General features: G+C 70.8%; 26 protein-coding genes. 6 read left to right on the forward strand and 20 right to left on the reverse strand.

The genetic code is table 11. From position 1 onward, the window contains the following. Positions 1-8 precede the first annotated feature (8 nt). Genes ACFQV6_RS14590 through ACFQV6_RS14605 form a run of 4 tightly spaced genes read right to left on the reverse strand, consistent with a single transcriptional unit; the run spans position 9 to position 4,288 of the window. A complete protein-coding gene (locus tag ACFQV6_RS14590) occupies positions 9-1,181 on the reverse strand; it encodes an ABC transporter permease (protein ID WP_378027991.1) in 1,173 nt (390 codons plus the stop codon). Further along, positions 1,178-1,936: an ABC transporter ATP-binding protein gene (locus ACFQV6_RS14595; RefSeq protein ID WP_378027992.1), complete on the reverse strand. Its 759-nt coding sequence runs from the start codon at positions 1,934-1,936 to the stop codon at positions 1,178-1,180. Before ACFQV6_RS14595 ends, ACFQV6_RS14590 begins: the two co-directional genes overlap by 4 nt. Before the next feature lie 2 nt (positions 1,937-1,938). Then, entirely contained in the window at positions 1,939-3,129 is a 1,191-nt protein-coding gene (locus ACFQV6_RS14600; RefSeq protein WP_378027993.1) for an efflux RND transporter periplasmic adaptor subunit, read from the reverse strand. Between the two features lie 58 nt (positions 3,130-3,187). Beyond that, positions 3,188-4,288: an efflux RND transporter periplasmic adaptor subunit gene (locus ACFQV6_RS14605; RefSeq protein WP_378027994.1), complete on the reverse strand. Its 1,101-nt coding sequence runs from the start codon at positions 4,286-4,288 to the stop codon at positions 3,188-3,190. A gap of 68 nt (positions 4,289-4,356) precedes the next feature. On the opposite strand from ACFQV6_RS14605, the gene ACFQV6_RS14610 reads away from it, so the two are divergent. Further along, positions 4,357-5,808 (forward strand): MFS transporter, encoded by a 1,452-nt coding sequence (locus tag ACFQV6_RS14610; protein WP_378027995.1) that lies wholly within the window; start codon positions 4,357-4,359, stop codon positions 5,806-5,808. Here ACFQV6_RS14610 and ACFQV6_RS14615 read toward each other — a convergent pair. After that, positions 5,758-7,008: an RNA polymerase sigma factor gene (locus tag ACFQV6_RS14615; RefSeq protein WP_378027996.1), complete on the reverse strand. Its 1,251-nt coding sequence runs from the start codon at positions 7,006-7,008 to the stop codon at positions 5,758-5,760. The two genes, ACFQV6_RS14610 and ACFQV6_RS14615, sit on opposite strands and share 51 nt — an antisense overlap. 2 nt (positions 7,009-7,010) lie before the next feature. Beyond that, on the reverse strand, positions 7,011-7,352 hold the full coding sequence (locus ACFQV6_RS14620; RefSeq protein WP_378027997.1) for a YciI family protein: 342 nt from the start codon (positions 7,350-7,352) through the stop codon (positions 7,011-7,013). Positions 7,353-7,894: 542 nt separating this feature from the next. On the opposite strand from ACFQV6_RS14620, the gene ACFQV6_RS14625 reads away from it, so the two are divergent. Further along, the gene (locus tag ACFQV6_RS14625; protein ID WP_378027998.1) at positions 7,895-8,110 is read left to right on the forward strand and encodes a ribbon-helix-helix protein, CopG family; all 216 of its coding nucleotides are present in this window, start codon (positions 7,895-7,897) and stop codon (positions 8,108-8,110) included. A 290-nt stretch (positions 8,111-8,400) separates the two neighbouring features. Further along, entirely contained in the window at positions 8,401-8,559 is a 159-nt protein-coding gene (locus ACFQV6_RS14630; protein ID WP_378027999.1) for a hypothetical protein, read from the forward strand. Positions 8,560-8,626: 67 nt separating this feature from the next. Here ACFQV6_RS14630 and ACFQV6_RS14635 read toward each other — a convergent pair whose 3' ends face one another. Genes ACFQV6_RS14635 through ACFQV6_RS14660 form a run of 6 tightly spaced genes read right to left on the reverse strand, consistent with a single transcriptional unit; the run spans position 8,627 to position 15,205 of the window. Next, positions 8,627-8,974, reverse strand: a complete 348-nt coding sequence (locus ACFQV6_RS14635; protein WP_378028000.1) for a DUF1330 domain-containing protein — start codon at positions 8,972-8,974, stop codon at positions 8,627-8,629. Positions 8,975-9,024: 50 nt separating this feature from the next. Continuing rightward, positions 9,025-9,621 carry a lactate utilization protein C gene (locus ACFQV6_RS14640; RefSeq protein WP_378028001.1) on the reverse strand — a complete coding sequence of 199 codons (597 nt, stop codon included), beginning with the start codon at positions 9,619-9,621 and terminating at the stop codon, positions 9,025-9,027. Next, positions 9,618-11,048 carry a LutB/LldF family L-lactate oxidation iron-sulfur protein gene (locus ACFQV6_RS14645; protein ID WP_378028002.1) on the reverse strand — a complete coding sequence of 477 codons (1,431 nt, stop codon included), beginning with the start codon at positions 11,046-11,048 and terminating at the stop codon, positions 9,618-9,620. The genes ACFQV6_RS14640 and ACFQV6_RS14645 overlap by 4 nt, the downstream gene beginning before the upstream one ends. Next, entirely contained in the window at positions 11,045-11,779 is a 735-nt protein-coding gene (locus ACFQV6_RS14650) for a (Fe-S)-binding protein (protein WP_378028003.1), read from the reverse strand. Before ACFQV6_RS14650 ends, ACFQV6_RS14645 begins: the two co-directional genes overlap by 4 nt. 3 nt (positions 11,780-11,782) lie before the next feature. Further along, positions 11,783-13,162: a rhamnulokinase family protein gene (locus tag ACFQV6_RS14655; RefSeq protein ID WP_378028004.1), complete on the reverse strand. Its 1,380-nt coding sequence runs from the start codon at positions 13,160-13,162 to the stop codon at positions 11,783-11,785. Between the two features lie 12 nt (positions 13,163-13,174). Further along, the gene (locus ACFQV6_RS14660) at positions 13,175-15,205 is read right to left on the reverse strand and encodes a bifunctional aldolase/short-chain dehydrogenase (RefSeq protein ID WP_378028005.1); all 2,031 of its coding nucleotides are present in this window, start codon (positions 15,203-15,205) and stop codon (positions 13,175-13,177) included. A 196-nt stretch (positions 15,206-15,401) separates the two neighbouring features. On the opposite strand from ACFQV6_RS14660, the gene ACFQV6_RS14665 reads away from it, so the two are divergent. After that, on the forward strand, positions 15,402-15,968 hold the full coding sequence (locus ACFQV6_RS14665; protein WP_378028006.1) for a sugar O-acetyltransferase: 567 nt from the start codon (positions 15,402-15,404) through the stop codon (positions 15,966-15,968). Beyond that, a complete protein-coding gene (locus ACFQV6_RS14670; protein ID WP_378028007.1) occupies positions 15,965-16,729 on the forward strand; it encodes a TetR family transcriptional regulator in 765 nt (254 codons plus the stop codon). The genes ACFQV6_RS14665 and ACFQV6_RS14670 overlap by 4 nt, the downstream gene beginning before the upstream one ends. A 163-nt stretch (positions 16,730-16,892) precedes the next feature. Here ACFQV6_RS14670 and ACFQV6_RS14675 read toward each other — a convergent pair whose 3' ends face one another. Continuing rightward, positions 16,893-17,282 carry a VOC family protein gene (locus ACFQV6_RS14675; RefSeq protein ID WP_378028008.1) on the reverse strand — a complete coding sequence of 130 codons (390 nt, stop codon included), beginning with the start codon at positions 17,280-17,282 and terminating at the stop codon, positions 16,893-16,895. Next, positions 17,279-18,367, reverse strand: a complete 1,089-nt coding sequence (locus ACFQV6_RS14680; RefSeq protein ID WP_378028009.1) for an RNA ligase RtcB family protein — start codon at positions 18,365-18,367, stop codon at positions 17,279-17,281. The genes ACFQV6_RS14675 and ACFQV6_RS14680 overlap by 4 nt, the downstream gene beginning before the upstream one ends. Before the next feature lie 247 nt (positions 18,368-18,614). Between ACFQV6_RS14680 and ACFQV6_RS14685 the strand changes: the two genes are divergently transcribed. Further along, on the forward strand, positions 18,615-19,487 hold the full coding sequence (locus ACFQV6_RS14685; protein ID WP_378028105.1) for a dienelactone hydrolase family protein: 873 nt from the start codon (positions 18,615-18,617) through the stop codon (positions 19,485-19,487). 277 nt (positions 19,488-19,764) lie between these two features. Here ACFQV6_RS14685 and ACFQV6_RS14690 read toward each other — a convergent pair whose 3' ends face one another. The 6 genes from ACFQV6_RS14690 to ACFQV6_RS14715 form a co-directional block, all read right to left on the reverse strand. Then, positions 19,765-20,598, reverse strand: coding sequence for a DUF72 domain-containing protein (locus tag ACFQV6_RS14690; RefSeq protein ID WP_378028106.1), 834 nt, complete (start codon positions 20,596-20,598; stop codon positions 19,765-19,767). 26 nt (positions 20,599-20,624) lie between these two features. After that, complete coding sequence (locus tag ACFQV6_RS14695) at positions 20,625-21,314, reverse strand: alpha/beta fold hydrolase (protein WP_378028010.1); 690 nt, start codon at positions 21,312-21,314, stop codon at positions 20,625-20,627. 4 nt (positions 21,315-21,318) lie between these two features. After that, complete coding sequence (locus ACFQV6_RS14700) at positions 21,319-22,365, reverse strand: LacI family DNA-binding transcriptional regulator (RefSeq protein ID WP_378028011.1); 1,047 nt, start codon at positions 22,363-22,365, stop codon at positions 21,319-21,321. A gap of 89 nt (positions 22,366-22,454) precedes the next feature. Further along, positions 22,455-22,979 (reverse strand): hypothetical protein, encoded by a 525-nt coding sequence (locus tag ACFQV6_RS14705; protein ID WP_378028012.1) that lies wholly within the window; start codon positions 22,977-22,979, stop codon positions 22,455-22,457. Between the two features lie 336 nt (positions 22,980-23,315). After that, positions 23,316-23,687 carry a nuclear transport factor 2 family protein gene (locus ACFQV6_RS14710; protein WP_378028013.1) on the reverse strand — a complete coding sequence of 124 codons (372 nt, stop codon included), beginning with the start codon at positions 23,685-23,687 and terminating at the stop codon, positions 23,316-23,318. Positions 23,688-23,767: 80 nt separating this feature from the next. Further along, complete coding sequence (locus ACFQV6_RS14715; RefSeq protein WP_378028014.1) at positions 23,768-24,745, reverse strand: DUF2332 domain-containing protein; 978 nt, start codon at positions 24,743-24,745, stop codon at positions 23,768-23,770. Positions 24,746-24,947: the final 202 nt, after the last annotated feature.

Raw genomic sequence — 24,947 nt, forward strand, 5'->3', positions numbered from 1 at the left:
AGAAAACATCATTCGTAGCGCAGAGCATCGATCGGCCGCAGCCGAGCGGCCCTGGCAGCGGGCAACCCGCCGAAGAACAGGCCGATCAGCACAGACACACCCAGAGCGAGCACCACCGAGCTCGGCACGATCACCGGCTGCACCCCGACGATCTCGAAGCGGCTGCCGACCACAGCCGCGGCCACACCCAGGGCGCCGCCGATGAAGCTCAGCAGCGTGGCCTCGATCAGGAACTGGGTGAGGATCACCCGGCGGGGTGCGCCGAGGGCTTTACGGATGCCGATCTCCCGGGTCCGCTCCGTAACCGTGACCAGCATGATGTTGGTGATTCCGATGCCGCCGACCAGCAGGCTGATCGCGGCCACCGCACCGAGCAGCGTGGTGAACGTGTCAGCGGTCTCGGTCTGCGTCTCGAGGAGCTGCGACGCGTTCTGGATGCGGTAGGAGTCCGCTTCGATCCGCTGGTTCAGGACCGTGCTGACCTCGGACTGCACCGTGTTCACCTGGGCGGGGTCTCCGGCTTCGACCAGGATGGAGCTGAGGGGGCCGTACCCGGCGAGGACCTGGCGTACGGCACTGAGCGGCGCGACGGCGGTGTCGTTCGAGTCCTGGAAGCCCGGCGAGCTCTTCTCCTGGAGCACCCCGACGACGGTGAACAGCGCACCGCCGACGGTGACCTGCTGGCCGATCGGGTCGACGCCGGTGAACATCTCCTCCGCAACGGTCTGGCCCACGACGACGACGCGGCGGGCCTGGGCCTCGTCGTCGGCGGTGAAGGCGGCACCGGCGGCGACCGGGGAGTTGGAGGCGGCGAACCAGGCGGGGGTGGTGCCGACGAACGAGTTCACGTCGTGTTCGGTGCCCTCGTAGGTGAGCGTTGCCGACGTGCTGACCACCGGGCTCACCGATTTCACGCCGGGGGCGAGGAGCGGGTCGTCGAGGGAGTCGGCGACCCGCATGGTGAGGTCGCCGCTGCCACGGCTGGTGCTCATCACGGTGAGCGTGTTGGTGCCCAGGGCCTCGATCCGGTTCGCGACCGACTGGGCGGACCCGTTGCCGACCGCGACCAGCAGGATCACCGCGGCGACGCCGATCAGGATGCCGAGCATGGTGAGGCCCGAGCGCAGCTTGTTGGCGCCGATACCGCGCAGCGCGAACCGTACGATTTCTGCGAGGTTCACGTCCGGCCTCCTCTCGAAAGGGCTCCTCCCAGAAGGCCTGGCGCCGAGTGCCGGCCGACCGGGTCCTGGCGTGAATCGCCGGCCACCCGGCCGTCGAAGAGTCTGATCAGCCGGTCGGCGCGGGCACCCACCTCGCCCTCGTGCGTGATGATCACGATGGTGCGGCCCGCCGCGTTGAGGTCGTCGAACACGCTCAGCACCTCCTCGCTCGCGTGGCTGTCCAGGTTGCCGGTGGGCTCGTCGGCGAGCAGCAGCGCCGGCTCGGCGACCAGGGCGCGCGCGATCGCGACGCGCTGCTGCTGGCCGCCGGAGAGCTGGTGGGGCTCATGGTCGGCCCGGTCGGCGAGGCCGACCAGGTCCAGGGAGAACAGGGCGCGGCGGCGGCGTTCGGCGGCGCGCATTCCGGAGTACGCGAGGGGCAGTTCGACATTCGCAACGGCACTGGTACGCGGAATCAAATTGAACGCCTGGAAGACGAACCCGATGAGCCGGTTACGGACCAGTGCCAGCTGCGCGTCGGTGAGCCCGCTGACGTCCACCCCGTCCAGCAGATAGGTGCCGGTGGTCGGTACGTCGAGACAGCCGAGGATGTTCATCAGTGTGGATTTGCCGGAGCCCGACGACCCCATGATCGCCACGTACTCGCCGCGCTCGACCTGCACGGTGACGCCGTCGAGCGCGCGCACCGCTGTCTCGCCCTCGCCGTACACCTTGGTCAGCGACCGTACGTCGAGGACCGGGCGGGTGGCGGACATGCTCAGCGACCGCCCGTCCCACCGCCGCCGGCCGGCGCGACGCCTCCGCCGCTGAGGCCGCCGCCGGCCGGCGCGACGCCTCCGCCGCTGAGGCCGCCGCCGGCCGGCGCGACGCCACCGCCGCCGAACCCGGTCCCGCGGCCGGTGGTGGACGTCGTGGCCGAGGTGGTCGGCACGACGACCCGCTCACCCGCGGTGAGGCCCGAGGTGATCTGGTACGCGTCATCGCCCTCGAGACCGACCTGGACCTGCCGCACCTCCTGCCGGTTGGCGCTGTTCAGCACCGTGACGCTGTGCCGGTTCCCGGTCGCGGTGACGGCCGCCGAGTTCACCAGGACGGCGTTCTCGACGCTGCCGGTGACCACCGAGACGGTGACGGTCTGCCCCGGCTTCGCGCCGTCCGGCGGGTGGGGCAGGCTCACCGTGACCCCGTAGGTGACCGCACCGGCGGACGAGGAGGTCGCGGTGGGGTCGACCGTGACGACCTGACCGGTGCTCTCGGCACCCTCCAGCGCGTTCCAGGCGATCGTCGCGCTCTGCCCCTGCTTGAGGGCCGTCGCGTCAGCCTCCGAGAAGGCCGCCGTGATCTGCAGCTTCCCCAGATCGGCGATGTCAACGAAGCCCTCCGGGGATTCACCCCCAGCAGAGGCGGCGGGCGAGGACGACCCGCCGAGCGATCCGTTCACCGCCACGACCGTCCCGGCCATCGGCGCCGTCAGCCTGGTGCCGTCGACAGCCGCCTCCGCCTCGTCGACAGCGAGTTCCGCCCGGGTGACCTCGTTGACCGCGCTCGTGGTGTCGGTGCCCGCGTCCTCGGCCCGGCCGAGCGCGTCCTCGGCGGCCTTCAGGTCGGCCTTCGCCAGTTCCAGCTGCCGCTTCGCGCCGGTGGCACCGATCCGGGCCAGCAGCGCGCCCGCCGAGACCTTCTGGCCGACCTTCACCTTGATGGCGGTGACCGTGCCCGAGGTGCCGAAGGTCGCGGTCGCCGTGGCGGCGCTCTGCACGGTGCCGTCGGCCGTGACGGTCTTCGTGACGGTGCCCTGAGCGGCGGTCACCGTGCGGACCCCGGAGGCGTTCGCCCCGCTCTCCGACGAGGTGCCCCGGAGCAGGGTGTACCCCCAGAAAGCGGCACCGACGATCAACAGGGCCAGCAGTGCGTTGACCGCCGTGCTGGGACGACGTAGGGCATTCACCCCGTCATTCTGTCCGGTCCGACCGGTTCGTGGTGGCTTGTTCGCTGGTATTCGATCATCACCAGGAACGTACGACGTGTTCGCCCTCGGCCAGTCCGTCGGTTATCTCGGTGTATTGGTCCCCGCGGAGCCCGACGGCCACGGCGCGTTCGAGCGACCGGTTTCCGGAGCGCACCAGGACCGTTCCGGAGTCACCCGAGACGTCATGGATCGCTGTGGACGGCACGCGTACCGCCGCGGGAACCGTACCGGTGCGGACCTTGACCTGGGCGCTCTGCCCGACGAGCAGGCCGTCGGGCGAGTCGGTGAAGGACAGCAGGACGCCGTACCGGACGAGGGTGCCGTCGGAGGTGCCGGCCGGGTCGACCTGGACGACCGAGGCCTCGATCGGGGCGTCGGAACCGGCCAGGGTGACGGTGGCGGCCTGCTTCACGGCCAGGGAGCCGGCGTCCGCCTCCGGGAACTCGGCCCTGACCTGCATCCGGTACGTGTCAGCCAGGCTGATCACGGTCGACCCGGCGCGCACCTGGTCACCGACGCTGCCCGCGACGGCGACCACGGTCCCGGCGATGGGCGCCTTGATGACGGTGCCGTCCAGGGCGTCCTCGGCGTCGTCCACCGCCTTCTCGGCGCTGTTGACCTCCTGCTCGGCGTCGAGCACCGGGTCGGCGCCGGTGTCCGGGAAGCCGAGGGTGGCGCAGTCCGTGCCCGGGGTGGCGGCGGTGTCGCGTACGCATGCTGTGGCTTTTCTCGTTGCCGTCACCGCTGTGGCGTTGGCAGCGGCCAGGCGGTCCTCGGCTTCGGCGAGCTTCGCCCGGGCGTCGCTGAGGTCCTCGGCCGCCTCGGTGTTGTTGACGGTGGCGAGGGTCTGCCCGGCCGAGACGCGGTTGCCGGCCTGGACGGTCACCGACGCCAGCGTGCCGCCGGCCACGAACGCGAGGCTGCGGGTGGAGGCCGGCTCCACGGTGCCGGTGGTGGCCACGTCGACGGTGACCTGACCCTTGTCGACGGCGGCGACGACGACCGCGATCCTCGTGGTGCCGTCGTCGCGGGCGATGGCGAGGGTGACTCCCCCGGCGATCGCGCCGATGATGACGATGGCGGCGCCGATCCAGCGGATCCGCCGTTTAGCCCTGGTTTGCCCCGTTCCCTTGCTCATAGTGACTGATTGTTACTGTTCCGGCCCCCACGCGGATGGGAATCCGGGTCTGCGGCGATGATGGTCCCGTGCTCCTCACCTATGGCAGCCGGCAGGGCCGGTGGGTTCTCGCGGCGACGGTCGGCGGATCGGCTGTCGCCTCCATCGACGCGACAGCGGTCAACATCGCGCTGCCCGCCATCGGCCGCGAGTTCGGCGCGGACATGTCGGCCCTGCAGTGGGTGGTCACCGCCTACACGCTGACCCTGGCCGGGCTGCTGCTGGTGGCCGGGGCGCTGGGCGACAGGTACGGCCAGCGGCGGATCTTCACGATCGGCATCATCTGGTTCGCGCTGGCGTCCCTGCTCTGCAGCGTGGCGTGGAGCGCGCCGTCGCTGATCGGTGCGCGAGCGCTCCAGGGTGTCGGTGCCGCCCTGCTGACGCCGGGCAGCCTCGCGATCCTGGAGGCGGTCTTCGTGCCCGCCGACCGCGGCCGGGCGATCGGTGCCTGGTCCGGCCTGACCGGTGTGGCGAGCGCCGTCGGGCCGTTCCTCGGCGGATGGCTCATCCAGTCGGCGTCCTGGCGGTTCATCTTCGCGATCAACCTGCCGATCGCCGCCGCCGTCGTCCTCGTCGCGCGGCGCCACATCCCCGAGACCCGCGATCCGGACGCGCACGGACGGGTCGACATGTTCGGCGGTGTCCTCGTCACGCTCGGCCTGGTCGGGATCACCTTCGGGCTCATCCAGGGCCCGAACTACGCCGTTCTCGCCCTCGGCGCCGTGCTGCTGGCCGCGTTCATCGCCTGGGAGCATCACACCCCGTCGCCGATCCTGCCGCTGCACCTGTTCCGGTCCGCCCGGTTCAGCGCCACGAACCTGGTCACCTTCGTCGTGTACGGCGCGCTGGGCGGAGCGCTGTTCCTGCTCCCGCTCCAGCTCCAGGAGGTGTCCGGGTACACGCCGGTGCAGGCGGGCATCTCGCTGCTCCCGATCACCGTGATCATGCTCGCGCTGTCGGCACGCTCCGGTGCCCTCGCCGCCCGGATCGGGCCACGGCTCCAGATGAGCGCCGGCCCGGTGCTGGTCGGGCTCGGCCTCGCGCTGTTCACCCGGATCGGGCCGGCCGGGACGTACCTCACCGAGGTCCTGCCGGCCGTCCTCGTGCTCGGCCTCGGCCTGACCGTGACGGTCGCGCCGCTGACCGCGACCGTGCTGGCGGCGGTACCGGCGCGCAACGCCGGGGTGGCGTCGGCGGTCAACAACGACGTGGCCCGCGCGGCCGCCCTCATCGCGGTGGCGGTGCTTCCGGGCGTTGCGGGCATCACCAGCGACGCCTACCTGGACGCCACGAAGTTCACGGCCGGTTTCCACACCGCGGCGCTGATCTGCGCCGTGCTCTGTGTTCTCGCCGGGCTGCTCGCCGCCGTGACGATCCGCAACGAGGACCGGCCCGCGCAGGCACAGCCCGTTCATCCTCCGCACTGCCGACTAGACTGCCCGGCGCCCGTCGCCACCACCTCCGAGCAGGTCAGAGACTGAGTCGAGCCGGCGGCGCAGCAGCGCACGCTCCGGTTCGGTGCCGGCCAGGTGCAGCGCCTCACGGTAGGCGTCGGCCGCCTCGCGGCGCCTGCCGAGTCGCTCCAGAAGATCACCACGGGCGCTGGGGTACGGGTGATGCCCGCGCAGAAGCGGCTCGTCCGCCAACTCGTCGAGCAGGTCGAGGCCGGCCTGCGCCCCGTCGCGCATGGCCACCGCGGCCGCCCGGTTCAGCGCCACCACCGGCGATCCGGTGATCGTCATCAGCACGTCGTAGAGTGCCACGATCTGCGGCCAGTCCGTGCTCGCGAAGTCCGCCGCCTCGTCGTGCAGCGCGGCGATCGCGGCCTGCACACCGTAGGGACCGGCGGGCCCACCGGTCAGCGCGGTCACCACCAGCTCCCGCCCCTCGGCGATCATCCGCCGGTCCCAGCGCCCCCGGTCCTGCTCCGCCAGCAGCACGAGCCCGGCACGCGCGTCGCGCCGCGCGTGCACGAGCAGCATCAGCGCCAGCAATCCGGTGATCTCACGCTCCGAGCCGAGCAACCGCTGCAGGATGCGGGTCAGCCGGATGGCCTCGTCCGCAAGGTCAGCGCGCTGGGCCGCGTACCCCTCGGTGAAGATCGAGTAAATCGCCTGAAGGACCACCGGCAGGCGTTCCGGCAACTCGTCGGTGCCCGGCACCCGGAACGGGATCCGCGCCTCGCGGATCTTCTTCTTCGCCCTGGTGATCCGCTTCGCCATGGTCTCCACCGGCACCAGGAACGCCCGCGCCACCTCGGGCGTGGTCAGCCCACCCAGGCAGCGCAGGGTCAGCGCGATCCGGTCCTCCTCGGCGAGCGCCGGGTGCGCGCAGGTGAAGAAGAGCTGAAGCCGCTCGTCCGGCAGGTCGGCGTCCGGTTCCACCGGCGGGACCGGCCCGGCCCGGTCCGCCTCCACCTGCAGGACGGCCAGCCGGGTGGCGAGGACCCGGTCCCGGCGCAGCCGGTCGACGGCCTTGCGCCGGGCGGTGGTCATCAGCCAGGCGCCGGGCCGGGGTGGTACGCCCTCGGCCGGCCAGTGCGTCAGCGCCGCCTCGATCGCCTCCGAGGTGACCTCCTCGGCCAGGTCCAGATCGCCGAAGCGGCGGACGAGGGCCGCCAGCAACCGGCCGTGCTCCTCCCGGAACACCGCTTCGATCGAGGTGGCAGCCCCCGCCTCCACGATCAGAAGTCCGCGACCGGGCGGACGGTGATCGAACCGTCCCGCGAGCCGGGGCAGCGGGCCGCCCAGTCGAGGGCCACGTCGAGGTCGGGCACGTCGATGACGTAGAAGCCGCCCAGGATCTCCCGGGTCTCGGCGAACGGCCCGTCGGTCACGGTGCGCTTCCCGTCCGGGTCGACCCGGACGGTCGTGGCGCTGACCAGGTCGGCGAGCGACTCGCCGGAGACGAAGATGCCCGCCTCCTTGACCTCCTTGTCGAACGCCATCCAGTCGGCGGGCTCGCAACCCGGCGGCTTGCCGGCCTCGTCGACGGTGTCCGCGTTGATCAGCAGCAGGTACTTCATGGTCGCTCCTTCGGTGTCCCTCGGTCTCGGTACACCATCACTACGAGCGAGGGCGCTCGCCATGGACAGCCGTCCCGAGAAAGTTTGCCAGCCGCGCACGGCGAGCCGGTCCCACCGCCGATCGGCATTCGGTCAAAGGAACCCGTTCGGGCGTAATCGCGCGTCGCGGTATTCCTTCGGTATGCATCGAGTATATGTTCGAGGTGGTAGTGAAACCGTCAACATCCTCGGCTGAGGCTTCCAGCTCCCAGGCCGATGCAGTCGAGGCGGACCAACCGAAAGAGGTGAATCAGATTCGCATGATTCGAGGCCCGCCAGAACCGGCGAACACAGGACAGTCGATTTCCCGCATCGCCGGAAGAACCATTCCTGTATGACTCGCAGATCGGATCGGAAGAATGCCGAATCAACGATCACCGCCGGACCGCGCCGGGCACGTACCGCACCCATGCTGAGCCGATGAGCCGGAAAGAAGGTCCAATGACACGGCAGCGCGGCCCTCCGCGACGAGCGCCGACCTGAACAGGAGAAAGGAGGACAGCGTGGCGACCGGATATCAGAAGATTTCTGTGAACCTGTCGGACGAAGTACTCGGAGCACTGCGTGAGATGGCCGATCGGGACAACATCACCATGACGGAGGTCCTGCGCCGGGCCATCTCGACGCTGAAGTTCCTTGACGATTCACGACGAGACGGCAAAGCGTTACTACTGAGGGACGAAAAAACTCAAGAGATGGAACGGATCGTCTTTCAGTAGCTGCTGAAAGGGGTGACAACAGATGAATAAAGACGGCCGAAAACGGCCCCGGCTTGATCATTGGCGGAGGATGTTCGCCTGAATCCGCTACGAGCCGGGGGGAGGAGCAACAGCGGGACGCTACCATCGCATTCTCTGAACCACCCAACGAGTCCTCCCTTGGCGGGCTCATCGAACCGCAGCGTCAGCGAGTGCAAGGCGACGCCGACGGGTTGCCCCGTCGGACACTCGCTGCCTGTGTCACCTTCTTGTGCGCCACGTTTTTCTTGGCCGGCCTCACCTCATTGACGGTGGCAACAATCCTGGCTAAGCAGACCGACGCGATCTCCGAATACCTGAACAACGTGATCGCGTTCGTCTTCGGGGCGCTGGCTTCCGTTCTCGGATCCAGCTTCATCCGGTCCGGCCGCAACGAGACGGCAAGAAGTCGCAACGAGCACAACCAGTAGACATCGAGCGTGGTGGGGCCGTCCTGGCCCCACCGCGCTGCTGGCGTTGCTGTGATCCCGGCATCCGTCACACAGCATTAAGGCTGCTGCGCAGCGCGGCGGCCGACTTCCGCGGGTCGTAATCGGGGCCGACGCCCTCGACGACGATCACGTCGCCGTCGATGTGGCGGGTGCGCAGGGGCAGGATCGCCGTGTAGGCGGGTGACGCGTACCAGGCGTGGATCGCCGCCGTGTCCGGGAACTCGATCACGACGACGGCGCCGGGCCACTCCCCCTCGACGACCTCGACCTCGGCCATGTGCACGAGGAAGCGGCCGCCGAACGGGTCCATGGTGTCCTGGATGCGGTCGATGTAGTCGATCACGTCGTTGGTCATCCCGGCCGGCCGCAGGTGGGCGATGGCGTAAGCAGTCATGCCCCGAGCATCACCGTCCGGGCCGGGCACGGCGATTACCCGGGAGGTAATCAATCGAGCAGGATCAGGACGTGCAGGCTGCGCGGGCCGTGCACACCCTCCACCCGGTTCAGCTCGATGTCGCTGGTCGCCGACGGCCCGCTGATCCAGGTCAGCGGCCGCCGCGGGTCCAGGCGCGCGACCGCGTCCGGCACCGCGGCCACCACCTGGTCCGGGCGCAGCACGCAGATGTGCACGTCGGGCAGGAGCGTGATGATCCGCCGGCCCTGGTCGGGTGAGGCGTCCAGCACGATGGTCCCGGTCTCCGCCACCGCAACGGCCGCGGCCGTCAGGACAGCGTCGGCTGCGGCTATCCGGTCCGGCGCGAGGCCGTCGTCGGCAAAGGCACCGTGCGGGCGCCACGATTCAGGCAGACCTGGGGGTACGAGGACCGAGTGGCCCTCTCCGACCAGGCCGGCCACCGTCACGGCCACCTCATCGGAGGTCACCCGGTGCACGGTGGCCTTGTAGTCGACGAGCCGGTCGATCAGCACCTCGAGGTCGGCGGGCCGGCCGCCCGGCCGGTAGTCCCGGGGCACCCGCTCCGGCACCGGGGCGTCGCGCAGGGCCGCGCGCACCCGGCCGAGGATCAGTTCGCGGGAGCTCATCGCTGTGCCCACCAGTCACGGAACGTCTGCTTCGGGAACTCCGGGAGATCCCGTCCCGCCGTCCAGCCCGACAGCGGTGGTGGCAGACCCCGTCCGCGCCGCCCGGCTATCCGGGCCAGCTTCGCGGCGCGTTGCGCTCTCGCGTACAGCCGGGGGTGGTTCATGATCCGGGCCGCGGTCGCCATCGCGGCGCGCTCCGCCGCCGGGTGCGGCACCTTGTTGCGCAGGTGCACCAGCATCGACGGGATGTCGATCTTCACGGGGCAGGCGTCGAAGCAGGCGCCGCAGAGGGAGGACGCGTACGGCAGGGAGGCGTTGTCCGCGACGCCGGTCAGTTGCGGTGACAGCACCGCGCCGATCGGTCCCGGGTACACCGACCCGTACGCGTGCCCGCCGGTCCGCTCGTAGACCGGGCACACGTTGAGGCATGCCGAGCAGCGGATGCAGTGCAGTGCCGACCGTCCGGCCGGGTCGGCGAGGACCGCGCTGCGGCCGTTGTCGAGCAGCACCAGGTGGAAGTTCTGCGGTCCGTCGCCGGGAGTGACACCGGTCCACATCGTCGTGTACGGGTTCATCCGCTCCCCGGTCGACGCCCGCGGCAGCAGCTGCAGGAACACCTCCAGGTCGCGCCACGTGGGCAGGACCTTCTCGATGCCCATCACGGTGATCAGGGTGTCCGGCAGGGTCAGGCACATCCGCCCGTTGCCCTCGGACTCCACCACGCCGAGTGTGCCGGTCTCGGCGATCGCGAAGTTCGCCCCGCTCACCGCCACCGTCGTGGACAGGAACGTCTCGCGCAGGTAGCGCCGGGCCGCCGCGGCCAGCACCGGCGGGTCGTCGGTCAGCGCCGGGTCGACGCCCGGCATGGCGCGCAGGAAGATCTCCCGGATCTCCGAGCGGTTGCGGTGGATCGCCGGCACCAGGATGTGGCTGGGCCGGTCGTCGCCGAGCTGCACGATCAGCTCGGCCAGGTCGGTCTCGACCGGCGTGATGCCGGCCTGTTCCAGGGCCTCGTTGAGCGCGATCTCCTGGGTCGCCATCGACTTGACCTTGATGACCCGGGTCGAGCCGGTCTCCCGGACCAGGCGGGTGACGATCTGATTGGCCTCGTTGGCGTCGGCGGCCCAGTGCACCACGCCGCCGGCCTCGGTGACGCGCTCCTCCAGCGCCTCCAGCAGCTCGGGCAGCCGGGACATCACGTCGGCCTTGATCGCCGAGCCGGCGTCGCGCAGCTCCTGCCAGTCGGGCAGCTCGGCGATCACCCGGCCGGACTTGCCGCGGATCGTCGTGGTCGCGTGCCGCAGGTTGCGCCGCAGCTGGGAGTTGCCGAGCGCGTCGTGCGCGGCCTCCGGAAACGTCTGGTCACCGCGCAGGTGCCCGACGCCGCGCGGTGCGGTCGCCGGCATGCCCAGGAAAGTGCCGCTCATGAGTACTCCGTCGACGCCAGGATCTCGGCCAGGTGCACTGTCTTCACGCCGGTGCGCAGCCGGGACAGGCCGCCGCCGATGTGCATCAGGCAGGACGCGTCCCCGGCGGTGCAGACGTCCGCCCCGGTCGACACGATGTTCGTCATCTTGTCGGCCAGCATCGCCGTGGAGGTCTCCGCGTTCTTGATCGCGAAGGTGCCGCCGAACCCGCAGCACTGCTCGGCCGCCGGCAGCTCCACCAAATCCAGCCCCCGCACCCGGCGCAGCAGCCGCAGCGGCTTGTCACCGACCCGGATCATCCGCAGCGAGTGGCACGTCGGGTGGTAGGTGACCCGGTGCGGGTAGTACGCACCGACGTCCTCCACCTTCAGCACGTCGATCAGCAGCTCGGACAGCTCGTAGGTGCGCGCGCCCACCGAGGAGGCGCGAGCGGCGAGACCCGCCTCGCCGTAGGACGCGGCCACCATCTCGTGCTGGTGGCGGATCGAGCCCACGCACGATCCGGACGGCGCGACGATCACGTCGTACCGGTCGAAGGTCTCGACGTATCGTTTAACCAGCGGTAATGCCTCCCGCTGGTAGCCGGTGTTGACGTGCATCTGCCCGCAGCACGTCTGGGCCGGTGGGAAGACCACCTCGTGGCCGAGCCGTTCCAGCAGCAGGACGGTCGCCTTGGCCGCCTCCGGGAACAGGGTGTCGGCGAGGCAGGTCGCGAACAGCGCGATCCGCACCAGTCACCTCCCTGCCCGGGCGGCGGCGTCGTCCCAGGCGGAGGCGTCGCCGCGCGGCTCGTAGCGCACGATCCGTTGAGTCTCGCGCACCAGCGCCCGCATCGCATCCAGTCCGCCCTCGACCGCACCGGCGGCGCGCGCCTGCACGAGCAGGTTGCCGAGCGCTGTCGCCTCCACCGGGCCGGCCAGCACCGGCAGCGCGCAGGCGTCCGCGGTCAGCTGGCAGAGCAGCTCGTTGAGCGCTCCCCCGCCGACCAGGTGCACCACGTTCACCTCTCGGCCGGCGAGTTCGCGCGCCTGGCGTACCGCGCGTCGGTGTGCCAGGGCCAGGCTGTCCAGGATGCACCGGGTGATCACCGCGGGCCCGTCGCCGGCGGCGAGACCGGCCGTCTTGCGCAGGCGTCCCTCCATGTCACCGGGCGGCAGGAACACCGGGTCGTCCAGGTCGACCACGTGCGCCAGGGCCGGTTCGGCCGCCGCCGCCGTCAGCAGCTGCCCGAGGTCCGGTGAACCCCACTCGCGCAGGCACTCCTGGAGCGGCCACAGGCCCATGACGTTGCGCAGATAACGGATCGTGCCGTCGACGCCACCCTCGTTGGTGAAGTTCGCCTGCCGCGACTCGCGGCTGAGCACCGGGTGGTCCAGCTCGAGACCGACCAGGGACCAGGTGCCACAGGAGATGTACGCGAAATCGGCGCCCGCGGCCGGCACACCCACGATGGCCGACGCCGTGTCGTGCGAGCCGACCGCCACCACCGGCGTGCCCTGGTAATGCCCGATCACCTCGCCCGGCTGCCGGATCGGCGGCAGCAGCCCGGCGCGCAGCCCCAGGTCGGAGACGAGCGACTCGGACCAGTTCCGGGTACGCACGTCGAGCAGTCCCGTGGTCGACGCGTTCGTGTACTCCGCGCCGACCTGCCCGGTCAGCCAGTACGCCAGCAGGTCCGGGATCAGCAGCAGGTGCTCGGCGGTCAGGTACTGCGGTGTCTCCCGTGCGGCGATCAGCTGGTAGACCGTGTTGAACGGCAGCGTCTGCAGACCGGCGATCTCGTAGAAGTCGCCGTACCGCTCGGCGATCCCGTCGGTGCGCGAGTCCCGGTAGTGCACCGGGTTGCCGAGCAGCGCACCGGTCGCGTCGATCAGACCGTAGTCGACCGCCCACGAGTCGATGCCGATGCTGGCCACCGGCCCGGCCGCGCGCAGCCCGTCGAGCATGCCGCGGTGCAGCCCGAGAATGTCCCAGTGCAGGGTGCCGCCGACGCGCACCGGCTCGTTCGGGAACCGGTGCACCACGTCGAGGGTCAGCTCGCCCCCGCCGAGCCGGCCGACCACGACGCGCCCGCTGGACGCGCCGAGGTCGACCGCGGCGAATCTCTCGCTCATCGAACGCCGTGCTTATCGCAGGAACGCGGCGGCGACGCCGGCGTCGACCGGGACGTGCAGGCCGGTGGTGTGCGACAGGTCGCCGGCGGCGAGCACGAAGACCGCGTTCGCCACGTGCTCCGGCAGCACCTCGCGCTTGAGCAGGGTGCGCTGCGCGTAGAACTCGCCCAGCTGGTCCTCCGGCACGCCGTAGACGGCGGCGCGCTGGGCACCCCAGCCACCGGCGAAGATGCCCGAGCCGCGGACCACGCCGTCCGGGTTGATGCCGTTGACGCGGACGCCGTACGCGCCGAGCTCGGCGGCGAGCAGCCGGACCTGGTGCGCCTGGTCGGCCTTGGCCGCGCCGTACGCCACGTTGTTGGGCCCGGCGAACAGCGAGTTCTTGCTGGAGATGTAGACGATGTCGCCGCCCATCCCCTGCTCGATCAGAATTCTCGCGGCCGCCTTGGCGACCAGGAAGGAGCCCTTGGCCATCACGTCGTGCTGCAGGTCCCAATCCTGCTCGGTGGTCTCCAGCAGCGGCTTGGAGATGGACAGCCCGGCGTTGTTGACCACCAGGTCCACACCGCCGAAGGCGAGCACCGCCTCGCGCAGCGCGGCCTCGACCGCTGCGGCGTCGGTGACGTCGGCGGTGACCGCGACTGCCTTGTCGGTGCCGCCGATCTCGCGGGCCACCGTCTCGGCGGTCGCCGCGTCCCGGTCGGCGACAACGACGCAGGCACCCTCGGCGGCCAGCCGCAGCGCGATGGCCCGGCCGATGCCGGAACCGCCACCGGTCACGAATGCGACCCGGGTGGCCAGCGGCTTCGGCTTCGGCATCCGCTGGAGCTTGGCCTCCTCCAGTGCCCAGTACTCGATGCGGAACTTCTCCGACTCGTCGATCGGCGCGTAGCGGGAGACCGACTCGGCGCCGCGCATCACGTTGATCGCGTTGACGTAGAACTCGCCGGCGACCCGGGCGGTCTGCTTGTTGGCGCCGAACGAGAACATGCCAACGCCCGGTACCAGCACGATCGCCGGGTCGGCGCCGCGGATCGCGGGGCTGTCCGCGGTGGCGTGCCGCTCGTAGTAGCCGCGGTAGTCCTCTCGGTACGCCGCGTGCAGCTCCTTGAGCCGGGCCACGACCTCCTCCAGTGGCGCGTCCGGTGCGGTGTCGACAACGAGCGGCTTCACCTTGGTGCGCAGGAAGTGGTCGGGGCAGGACGTGCCGAGGGCGGCCAGCTCGGCCAGGCGCTCGCGGCCGACGAAGTCGAGCACCACGTCGCTGTCGGTGTAGTGGCCGACCTGCGGGCGGTCGGTCGAGGCGAGACCGCGAACCACAGCGAACAGAGCGGCGGCACGCTCCCTGCGTACGGCTGCCTCCAGAGGCTGATGGACCACCTCGCCGAACGGCGCGCTGCGGCCGTGCTCGGCCAGATAGGCCGCGGCCGTCTGAATGATCTCGGTGGAGTTGGCCTCGCACTCGTCGCTCGTCGTGCCCCACGCGGTGATGCCGTGCCCGCCCAGGATGACGCCGATGGCCTGCGGGTTCGCCTTCTGCACGGCGGCGATGTCGAGGCCCAGCTGGAAGCCGGGACGGCGCCAGTCCACCCAGACCACGCGCTCGCCGAAGATCTCCTTGGTCAGCGCCGGGCCGTCGGCGGCCGTCGCGATCGCGATGCCGGCGTCCGGGTGCAGGTGGTCGACGTGCGCGACGTCCACCAGGCCGTGCATCGCGGTGTCGATGCTCGGTGCGGCACCACCGCGGCCGTGCAGGCAGTAGTCGAACGCGGCGACCATCTCGTCCTCGCGCTCCAGCCCCGGGTAGACGGTGGGCAGCGCGCGCAGCCGGTCCAGGCGCAGCACCGCGAGGCCGGCTTCGGTGAGGGTGCCGAGGTCGCCACCGGAGCCCTTCACCCAGATCAGGTCGACCGGGGCGCCGGTGACCGGGTCGGTGTCGGTGCCCTTGGCGGAGGTGTTGCCGCCGGCGTAGTTGGTCGTGCGCGGGTCGGCGCCGAGACGGTTCGAGCGGGCGATCAGCTCGCTGACTACGGGGTTGGTCATGACGGTCCTGTCCACGGGGGCTTGCTCACGGCTCTACTGGCTTGCTCACGGCTTTACTGGCCCGCTCACGGCTTCGCAGCTTGCTAACGGCTTTCGAGATGCGTGAAACGTTTCAGAGTTACGGACAGATTACGAGCCATCGGCGGGTGTGGTCAAGGGCACTCGTGAACCTGATGACCAGCGTACGTTTGTACACATGACCGTCAGCGAGAAGAGCATGCGCGACCGGATGCTGGCCGGCGAGCTGTACATAGCCGACGACCCCGAGATCGGCCGTGACCTGGCCCGCGCCCAGCGCCTCAGTCACGAGATCAACACGATGGACCCGACCGACTACGACAGGCGCCGCGATCTGTTCACCGAGCTGCTCGGCGGTTACGGCGAGGGCGCCGAGATCCGCCCGCCGTTCCACTGCGACTACGGGTATCAGACCACGTTCGGCGCCCGCTCGTTCGCCAACTTCGGCCTCGTCGTGCTCGACGTGGCCACCGTGACCGTCGGCGACGACGTGCAGATCGGCCCCAACGTCCAGCTGCTCACCGCCACCCACCCCCTGGAGCCCGGCCCGCGCCGCGACAAGTGGGAGGCCGCGCAGCCGGTGGTGATCGGCGACAACGTCTGGCTGGGCGGCGGGGTGATCGTCTGCCCCGGCGTGACGATCGGCGAGAACACGGTGGTGGGCGCCGGCTCGGTCGTGGTCCGCGACCTGCCGGCGAACGTGGTGGCGGTCGGTTCGCCGGCACGGGTGATCCGCGAGCTGTGAAACCCACCAACCCGGGCCCGTCAGCCGCCGGCCCCGGCGTCCCACCCACAGCTGCCGCCGGCTCCGGCGTCCCACCCACAGCTGCCGCCGGCTCCGGCCTCTCACCCGCCGCCGCCGGCGGGCCCGGCTTCTCACCCTCGGTGGTTGCCGGCGGCGGCTCGGTTGCTTCTCGTGCTTCGTCGAGGGGTGCGGCGCCGAGCCAGCCGGGGCCTTCCGAGCGGCGGCCCCGGCGGCACGATCCGGACCGCAAGGACCGGATCATCGACGCGACCATCCGGGTGATCGCCGAGCACGGTGTCGCCGGCACCACCCACCGGCTGATCGCCGCCGCGGCCGACGTACCGCTCGGTTCGCTGACCTACCACTTCACCGGCCTCGACGACCTGCGCACGCAGGCTTTCCGCCGGCACGCCGAGCGGATGTCAGCCACCTACGCGGCGCACTTCGACGGCGTCTCCACCCGCGAACAGCTGATCGACGCCGTCACCGCCCTGATCCACGGTGACGCCGGGGCCGACCGCGACGACTGGGCGATCGCCTACGAGCTCTACCTCGCGGCGCTGCGCGACCCGGTCCTGCGCGAGGTGACCGAAAGCTGGATGCGCACCAGCCGGGCCGTGCTGGAACGGTTCGTCGACCCGGCCACCGCCCGCGGCGTGGACGGCCTGATCGAGGGCCTCGTCGTGCACAAGATCCTGGCCACCTCACCGGTGCCGATCGAGGAGATCCGGGCGGTCGTCACCCGCGCCGTCGGACCTTGATTTGTTAAATCTGTGTTACACGTACAACGTTTCAGGCCCCCTGGAGCGTCCGAAGTCATGAGGGCCGCACGCGGCCCGGGCACGGGTACGGGGAGCGGTGGCGGTTTCCGGTTCGGGACCGCCGCCGTCCCGTGTCGGAGAGCGTGGCCTGAACAGCGGCGGCTCATCCCGTTGGCGCGCACACCATGACCGGGTTGCCCTCGGGGTCGGCGACGTAGGCCATCCGCTCGCCCCACGGCTGGTCGGCCGGTTCCACCAGGACGGGCACGTCACGCGCCCGCAGCTCACCGATCGCCCGGTCCACGTCGCCGGTGTAGACGCAGAGCTCGAACTGCCGCCCCGCCCGCGGCCGCACCTCGAGCCCGTGCGACCCCAGCTGGCCGTCGGTGACCAGCGCGAGCGAGACGCCTGCCGACAGCGCGACGAACACGGGCGGGCCCTCGTCCGGGAAGCGGTAGGTCTCGGTGAAGCCGAGCAGGTCCCGGTAGAACTCCAGCATCGCATTCAGGTCCTCGACGTAGACGATCGTGGAAGCGTCCCGGAACTCGGTCATCGCCGGCCTCCTCGCTGTGGCGCCGTCTTGTAGGTGACCACCGGCACCGTGCTTACCACAGGGGTGGCCAGCCCGAACCCGGTCAGATCGCCGATCACCTGTTCGATCCGCTTGTACGCCGTGGGCGCCTCTTCGAACAACAGCTGCCGGTCGCCGCAGACGACCACCGAGCCGACGGCCGTACGCCGGAGCTCCTCGACTGTGTGCTTGGCCTTTCCTCGCCGCAGGGCGTCGGACCGCGACATTTTGCGGCCCGCACCGTGCGCCACCGAGTGGGCCGCCTCCGGTCCGGCGTGGGTGGCCACCAGGAACGAGCGGGTCCCGCGGGTCCCGGCGATCAGCACGTCCTGGCCGTCGCCGGGTGCGGCGCCCTTGCGGTGCAGGTAGGCGCCGTCGCGGACCTCCACCGAGTTGTGGCAGACGTCGGTGATCGGCTCGCCGAGGTGTGCACCGATCGCGTCGGCGACCCGCTCGGCCATCAGCCGCCGGTTGAGGTGGCCCCAGCGGACCGCGTCGTCGTGGGCGGCCAGATAGACGGCGGGGTCGGCTGCCGGGCCGGCGCCGTGCACCTCGGTGTGCGCGCGCAGGATCCGCTTGCCGAGGCCGCGGGAGCCGCTGTGGACGATCAGGACCACGTCACCGGCGGCCAGGCCGAGCCGCTCGGCATGGGCGGCGTCGGCCACCGCGTCGACCCGGGCGAGCTCGGCGAAGTGGTTGCCCCGGCCGAGGGTGCCGAGGCTGTCGGTGCAGCCGGCCGGGATGTCGGTCCCCGCCAGGCCGCCCGGGTCGAGCGGCACGTCGAGGTCGGGGAAGCGGGCGGCGAGCTTCTCCGGGACGACGCGCTTGAGGCGCAGCGGGAAGACGGCGATGCCGCAGCCGATGTCGGAGCCGACGAGCAGCGGGTAGAGCACCGAGGAAATCATGGCGGCGCCGATCGGTGCGCCCTTGCCGGGGTGCAGGTCGGGCATGCCGGCGACATGGATCATGCCGTCGAGGGCGGCGACCTGGTGGCACTGCGCGACCGCATCGGACTCGATCCAGCTTCCGGGCGCGGCGAAGACGGTGACTGTTGCAGACGACTGCACGAACGCTCTCTTCTCGAGGCAGGTGTGGAGAAACGGGCTGCTGAGGGCGGTTCGTCAGGACGTCATGCGTACCAGGGTGGCCGAGATCATCCGAGGTGACAACCGTATTTGACCTTGTTGGCATGCCGCCAATTACATAACGCCGACCGCAGGGAGTGGCTGGGATTACCGCTTTGTTACCGGCGGGTTAGCTTATTTACATCCATCGATGTTGATCCACGCCTCCCCCTACCCCTGGGAGTTCGACATGTCCCGCAGCCGGAAGGTCTCACTACTCACCGCCGTCACCGCGGCCCTCGCCACGGTCCTGATGGCGCCCGCCGCACCCGCGGCGGCCGCCAACCCGTACGAGCGCGGCCCCGCACCCTCGAACGCCAGCATCGAGGCCAGCCGGGGATCGTTCGCGATCACCCAGGTCGCGGTGGCACGGTCCGCCGTCACCGGTTTCGGCGGCGGCACGATCTATTACCCGACGTCCACCACGGCCGGCACGTTCGGCGGGGTGGCCATCTCGCCCGGCTTCACCGCCTCGCAGTCGAGCATCGCCTGGCTGGGACCGCGACTCGCCTCCCAGGGCTTCGTCGTGATCACCATCGACACGCTGAGCACCCTCGACCAGCCCGACAGCCGGGGCACCCAGCTGCTCGCGGCCCTCGACTACCTCACGCAGCGCAGCTCCGTACGCACCCGGATCGACGCCACCCGCCTCGGCGTGATGGGCCACTCGATGGGTGGCGGCGGCAGCCTCGCCGCGGCGCGGACCCGTCCCGCGTTGCAGGCGGCGGTGCCGCTCACGCCGTACCACGGCACCAAGTCCTGGACGACAGTCCGGGTCCCCACCATGATCATCGGTGCGGAGAACGACACCGTCGCGCCGGTCTCCTCACACTCCGAGCCGTTCTACACCAGCCTGACGGCGGCTCCGGACAAGGCGTACCTGGAGCTCAACAACGCGACCCACTCGGCACCCACCTCCGGCGGCAACGTCACCGTCGCGAAGTACAGCCTCTCCTGGATCAAGCGCTTCATCGACAACGACACCCGCTACGACCAGTTCCTCTGCCCGGCACCGACCGGGTCGGCGATCCAGGAGTACCGCGCCACCTGCCCGCACTCCTGACACTGCCGGCGCGTCTGACGATGTGACGCTTTCTGCTCGACAGGCGTGGGGTCCCGCTTCCAGGGGCCCCACGCTCGTCACGTGGCGCAGTCACCGGCGCCCGGGCTGTACACCTTCCAGGGTGAAGGTCCGCGGTGCATCGGGCGCAGGCTGACGCGGCTCCGGCTGGCTCCCGGTGCTGCGTCGCGCGCCGGGTGGCAGCACCGGGAGCCAGCCACAAAGATCCGGCTGGACGTGAGTGCTGCCTCGCGCGCCGGGAGGCAGGAAGCGCGGGCGATCAGAAGAGCGTGAGCGGCTCGTCCTCGGGCGGCGACAGCGGAGCGGGGTGCGGCAGCGACGGTAGGCCGGGTACGCGGGCGCGCACCTCGTCGTGGAAGCGGCGGCACAGTTCCGGGGCGTCGGCGTTGTCGGGGGTGTGCACGAAGACTGTCGGCGAGCGGCCCTCGCGCAGCCAGCCCGCCACCACCTCCACCCAGCGCTGCCAGCCCTCGACGGTTCGGGTGGTGTCGTCGCGGCCCAGGTAGCGGACGATCGGCCGGTCGGTGAGAGCCGCCGTGCGCAACGGCATGCGGGGCTTCTTCAGCCAGGCGTCGCGCTCCTCGTCGCTGGTGGGCGGGGTGGCGAAGAACGCGGTGGTGTCGAACGGGATCCACTCGGCGCCGGCGGCGGCGAGCACCTCCTCGAGGCGGTTCGGATCATCGAAGAAGGCGGAATGGCGAAGCTCTACGCCGTACCGATGGCCCTGGGGAAGGCTCCGCAGAAAGCGCGACAGAACCGTCAGGTCGCCGGGTCCGAAGGATCCCGGCAGTTGCACCCAGAGTGTGTGGGCACGCGGCCCGAGTGGCTCGATGGCGTGGAAGAACGCCCGCAGGGGCTCCTCCGCGCCGATGAGCCGCCGCTCGTGCGTTACCACTTTCGGCAGCTTGAGCACGAACCGGAAGTCCTCGCCGGTCTGCTCGGCCCACGTCGCCACGGTCTCGCGGGAGGGTGTGGCGTAGAACGTGGTGTTGCCCTCGACGGCGTTGCACCAGCCGGCGTAGGACCGCAGCCGCTCCTGCGCGGTGGCCGGATGCGGCAGGAACCGTCCCTGCCAGGACTTCAGGCTCCACATCGCGCAGCCGACGTGCAGCTTCGGGGTCATCGCCCGGTGACCGCGAGGATTTCGGCGACCAGTTCGGCGGGGTGGCTGAGCGCTGCCAGGTGGCCGCCCGGCACGATCCGCGGGGCGAGGCCGAGGCGTTCCCGTGCGACCCGCTCCTGGAAGTCCACGGGGAAGAACCGTTCTTCGGCGCCGGCGAGCACGTGGGTCGGCACGTCCGGCCAGGCAGGCAACGGCCACGGCTCGGTGAACGGCGTACCCGACTGCGGCTGCTCGGTGGCCAGCGCCTCGGCGGCGAGCGGCGCGGGGAGGTCGTGGAGGAAGTAGACCTCCAGGTCGAACGGGCCGTCCGGGTCGCGGCCCTCGCGGCGGTCCAGGTCGCGCCGGGCCTGCTCCTGGCGGGTCACCTCCCACCAGTCGCCGCCGGTCTCGCCCGGCAGCGGGATCATGGCGTTGAGCAGGACGATCGCCGAGACGGGCAGCCCGTCGCAGGTCAGCGGGGCGCTCAGCCCGCCCATCGAGTGGGCGACGAGCACCACGTCGTCCAGGCCGGTGGCGGCGGTGACGATGGCGTCCGCGTACTCCTGGAGGCCGGCCTTGTCGTCCGCGGCGGGCAGCTCGACGGCTGTCGCGTCGTGGCCCTGCTCGCGGAGCAGGGGGATCACGCGCTGCCAGGAGAAGGTGCTGCCACCGGCGCCCGGGACGAGGACATACGTACGGTTCGGCATCGTCCTACTTTAGAGAGCGCGCGGTCCCCGTGGATGCTCGCGCCACCAGCGCCGGGACGAAGGTCGCCTGCTCGTGCACGTGGTCCGGGTTCGTCGCCTCGTCCAGGACCAGCCGGGCCGCCGTGCGCCCCAGCTCCTGGCGCGGCTGGCGCACCGACGTGAGCGGGACCGCCGCCGCCGCCGCGAAGTCGATGTCGTCGAAGCCGACGATCGCCAGGTCGTCGGGAACCCGCAGCCCGGCGGTGACCGCGTGCTGGAGCAGGCCGAGGGCCAGCAGGTCGTTGGCGCAGAAGGCGGCGGTCGGCCGGCGGCGGCTGGGCAGCCCGGCGAGGCGCTCCCCGGCGGAGCGGCCCTCGTTGACGGTGAGCGCCTCGGTCGGCAGGTGGATCAGGTCCTCATCGGCCATGCCGAACTCCGACCACACCTCCCGGGCGCCCTGCAACCGCTCGCGGACCTGGCCGATGCTGGACGGGCCGCCGACGAACGCAACGCGCTGGTGACCGCGATCGATCAGGTGCTCCACGGCGATCCGGCCGCCGAGCACGTCGTCGACGGCGACCGAGCAGTGGCCGCCGCCGCTGCTGAGGCGGTCGACCATGACGAACGGGATGCCGCGCCGGGCGATCTCCGCCAGGTGCGAGGCGTCCGGGTCGACCGGGGTGATCAGGATGCCCTGCACCCGCTGCTGGACGAGCCGGTCGAGGTGCTTGGCCTCGCGCTCGCCCCGGCTGTTGCTGTTGCAGACGAACAGCGACAGGTCGGCGGCCTCGGCGGCGGTCTCGATGCCCTCGGCGACGTCGTGGAAGAACGGGTTGCCACCGTCGAGCATGACGTAGGCGAGGGCCCGGCTGGTCCCCGCGCGCAGCTGCCGCGCGGACTCGTTGCGGATGAAGCCGAGCTCGGCCATGGCCCGCTCGACCCGCTCCCGGGTGGTGGTGCTGACCACCGAGGGCCGGTTGAGCACGTTGGAGACCGTGCCCAGCGAGACGCCCGCGGCCGCGGCGACGTCCTTGACCGACGGGGCGCGGCCGTTGCGGGGCTGCTGGGTCACCGTGCCTCTTTTCCATCTCGCCTTTGAAACGTCAAATCGTCGAACAGCGATAACGTTGCCCACACAGGATCGCACGAATATGAAACATTTCAAGTCCCCGGTCGGGACCCGGTGCGGCTCTGACGATAGAAGACCCACGAGAGGAACGTGCTGAGGCCGCCTATCGCGAGGAACATCAAACCCCACGGGACGAATGCCCAGCTGTCCAGGTACCGGGTCGAGTCGTCGGTGACGCCGAGATCGGTGACGAGCTCACGCGGCTCCGCCGGGTCGACCAGAATTCGCATGGTGCGGCTGCGGTCCGGGTCGCACAGCGGCGGCTCGTCACAATCCACCTTCACCCGGTGGATCACGCCGCCGTACTCGTACTGCAGCCAGACCGTCGAGGACTGCCGCCGGCCCCGGTGATAGTTGGTCAGCAGCGCCTCGACCGCTACGCCGCTCTTTTCCAGGCGGTCGGCCTTGGCTGACGAGCCGGCTTTGATCGTGAGGACGTTGACAAGAACGTAGAGGCCGAGCGAGATGAGAACGACCGCGGCCACGGCGAAGGGCAGGAATGCGTGCCAGGGGTCGGCTGGTTCGCCGAAGCGGTTCGGTGGATCACGTCGCGGCATGCGCCCATTCTGGCGGTAACGATCAATGTCCGGGAGCCGGCGTTGCCTCCCGCCCCGAAAAGCCCGCTGAGCGCCAGCCGGATTGGCCGGCTGGGCGTGAGGGGTGCCTTCGGGGCCGAAACGCCCCGCTGAGCGCCAGCTGGTTTGGCCGGCTGGGCGTGAGGGGTGCTTTCGGGGCCGAAAAGCCCCGCTGAGCGCCAGCTGGTTTGGCCGGCTGGGCGTGAGCGGTGCCGTTCGGGCCGAAAAGCCCCGCTGAGCGCCAGCTGGATTGGCCGGCTGGGCGTGAGGGGTGCCTTTCGGGCCGAAAAGCCCCGCTGGGAGCCAGCTGGGGCGGGGCTAGGCGGGGGCGATGTGGGCGGCGATGATGCGCCAGCCTTTTTCGTACGCCCACGTGCGTGTGTAGCGCATCCGAGCACCGAACGGCTGCCCGCCGAACGTCCCGTTCACGGTGCCGGTGAAGAAGGTGACCCCCGTTGCGCCGACGACCAGCGACTCGAGGGCTTCCTCGACCAGTTCGCTGATCACCGAGGAGCCGCTGCGATAGGCGTTCAGGTCGTCCTGCTTGCTGAAGTGGGTACCGTCCGGTCCCACGGCGATCAGGCGGTCGTCGAGCAGCCGGTCGAGCTCTTCCACGTTTCCGGCGCGCTGCGCTGCCTGGAGGCGGCGCTCGGCGAGAAGCAGCTCCGCCGCGAGGTCCTGGTCTCCCATGGACAGCCAGCCTACGGCTGCCGCACGATGTCACCGCGACGTGGGCGGCCGGCGGGCCCGACCAGGTGAGAACGCGGGCGTCAGGAGGAACCAGCTGACGCCGTCACCGCGGCGGCGGGTGGCGGGCCGAACCAGGTGAGGGCGTCGCCGTGGGCCCGGGCCCAGGCGAGCGGCGTGCCGTTCAGCGACACCACGTTGTGCAGGGTCTCGTCCGGCGCCGGGGGCAGGTTGCCGAAGGCGATCACCGACGGGTTCTCCACCGAGATCCATTGGGCGGGCATTGCCCGTACCAAAGCCTGAAAGGCCTCCCGGCGCCCAGCCGGCACCTGATAGAGGACCGACGTGTGAAAGACCACGAGGGTCGCGCCGTCAGGCGCCTGCGCGGCCAGCGCGGGGAGATCATCCACAAGATCACCTCGCACCAGCAACGGTGGCTCGGCGACGGCGATGCGCGCGGCAGCAAGCTGCCGGGCCCGGCGGTGGTCCTGCTCCGGCCAGATCAGGGCCGTCAACCACGCGGCGTCTGCCGGGTCGGTCAGGTCGAGCGGGTTCAGGTCGAGACCGGCACGCCAAACAACATCGGGTACGCGGGACGGCATCTCGACGCCGGACAGCACACAGTCCAGCACCGGCCCGCCGGATCCGATCGTCCGTTCGCCGTAACGGTAGGTGTACCGGTCGGGGAACAGGTTGAGACCGGCCGACGTGCCGACCTCCAGCAGGGCCAGCGGCTGTGGCAGGGCGGCCAGCACCGGCAGCAGCAGCGCGCACCGGCCCGGCTCGTTGGTCTGCGTCGCCCGCGCACGGATCTGCTGTTCGACCCCGATCCAGTTCGCGACGGTGAACTCGGCGAACGCATCGGGGTCGGTGACCGGCCCGCCCAGGAACTGCACTACGGCGAACAGCAGGTTGGGCTGGCGCTTGGCGGGCGGAAGGGTGTCCAGCAGCGCGAGCAGCCGGGTATCGCGGGAGACCGTGAGGGCGAGGGCCTCGTAGGCGGGTGACTCCCCCGCCGCCTCCCGCGCGGCGAACTCGGCGTAGATCATCGCGGTCGTCACGATCGACGATGATGCCAGGTGGCGGCTGCGGCGACGGCCCCGCTGCACCCCCGGATCCGACCCCCCTGACGCCCAGCCCACCGGCCCAGCTGGCTCCCAGCGGGGTGTTTCGGGCCGGGAGGCACCCCTGACGCTCAGCCCACCGGACCAGCTGGCTCCCAGCGGGGTGTTTCAGGCCGCGCGACCCCCTCACGCCCAGCCC

The organism is Actinoplanes sp. GCM10030250 (assembly GCF_042666575.1).
Lineage (GTDB): Bacteria > Actinomycetota > Actinomycetes > Mycobacteriales > Micromonosporaceae > Actinoplanes.

What these genes read in the sequence shown, in the direction of transcription:
- ACFQV6_RS14595 (WP_378027992.1), bottom strand. Translation starts at nt 1,936, where the DNA reads ATGTCCGCCACCCGCCCGGTCCTCGACGTACGGTCGCTGACCAAGGTG.
- ACFQV6_RS14605 (WP_378027994.1), bottom strand. Translation starts at nt 4,288, where the DNA reads ATGAGCAAGGGAACGGGGCAAACCAGGGCTAAACGGCGGATCCGCTGG.
- ACFQV6_RS14620 (WP_378027997.1), bottom strand. Translation starts at nt 7,352, where the DNA reads ATGAAGTACCTGCTGCTGATCAACGCGGACACCGTCGACGAGGCCGGC.
- ACFQV6_RS14635 (WP_378028000.1), bottom strand. Translation starts at nt 8,974, where the DNA reads ATGACTGCTTACGCCATCGCCCACCTGCGGCCGGCCGGGATGACCAAC.
- ACFQV6_RS14640 (WP_378028001.1), bottom strand. Translation starts at nt 9,621, where the DNA reads ATGAGCTCCCGCGAACTGATCCTCGGCCGGGTGCGCGCGGCCCTGCGC.
- ACFQV6_RS14645 (WP_378028002.1), bottom strand. Translation starts at nt 11,048, where the DNA reads ATGAGCGGCACTTTCCTGGGCATGCCGGCGACCGCACCGCGCGGCGTC.
- ACFQV6_RS14655 (WP_378028004.1), bottom strand. Translation starts at nt 13,162, where the DNA reads ATGAGCGAGAGATTCGCCGCGGTCGACCTCGGCGCGTCCAGCGGGCGC.
- ACFQV6_RS14660 (WP_378028005.1), bottom strand. Translation starts at nt 15,205, where the DNA reads ATGACCAACCCCGTAGTCAGCGAGCTGATCGCCCGCTCGAACCGTCTC.
- ACFQV6_RS14665 (WP_378028006.1), top strand. Translation starts at nt 15,402, where the DNA reads ATGACCGTCAGCGAGAAGAGCATGCGCGACCGGATGCTGGCCGGCGAG.
- ACFQV6_RS14675 (WP_378028008.1), bottom strand. Translation starts at nt 17,282, where the DNA reads ATGACCGAGTTCCGGGACGCTTCCACGATCGTCTACGTCGAGGACCTG.
- ACFQV6_RS14685 (WP_378028105.1), top strand. Translation starts at nt 18,615, where the DNA reads ATGTCCCGCAGCCGGAAGGTCTCACTACTCACCGCCGTCACCGCGGCC.
- ACFQV6_RS14690 (WP_378028106.1), bottom strand. Translation starts at nt 20,598, where the DNA reads ATGTGGAGCCTGAAGTCCTGGCAGGGACGGTTCCTGCCGCATCCGGCC.
- ACFQV6_RS14695 (WP_378028010.1), bottom strand. Translation starts at nt 21,314, where the DNA reads ATGCCGAACCGTACGTATGTCCTCGTCCCGGGCGCCGGTGGCAGCACC.
- ACFQV6_RS14705 (WP_378028012.1), bottom strand. Translation starts at nt 22,979, where the DNA reads ATGCCGCGACGTGATCCACCGAACCGCTTCGGCGAACCAGCCGACCCC.
- ACFQV6_RS14710 (WP_378028013.1), bottom strand. Translation starts at nt 23,687, where the DNA reads ATGGGAGACCAGGACCTCGCGGCGGAGCTGCTTCTCGCCGAGCGCCGC.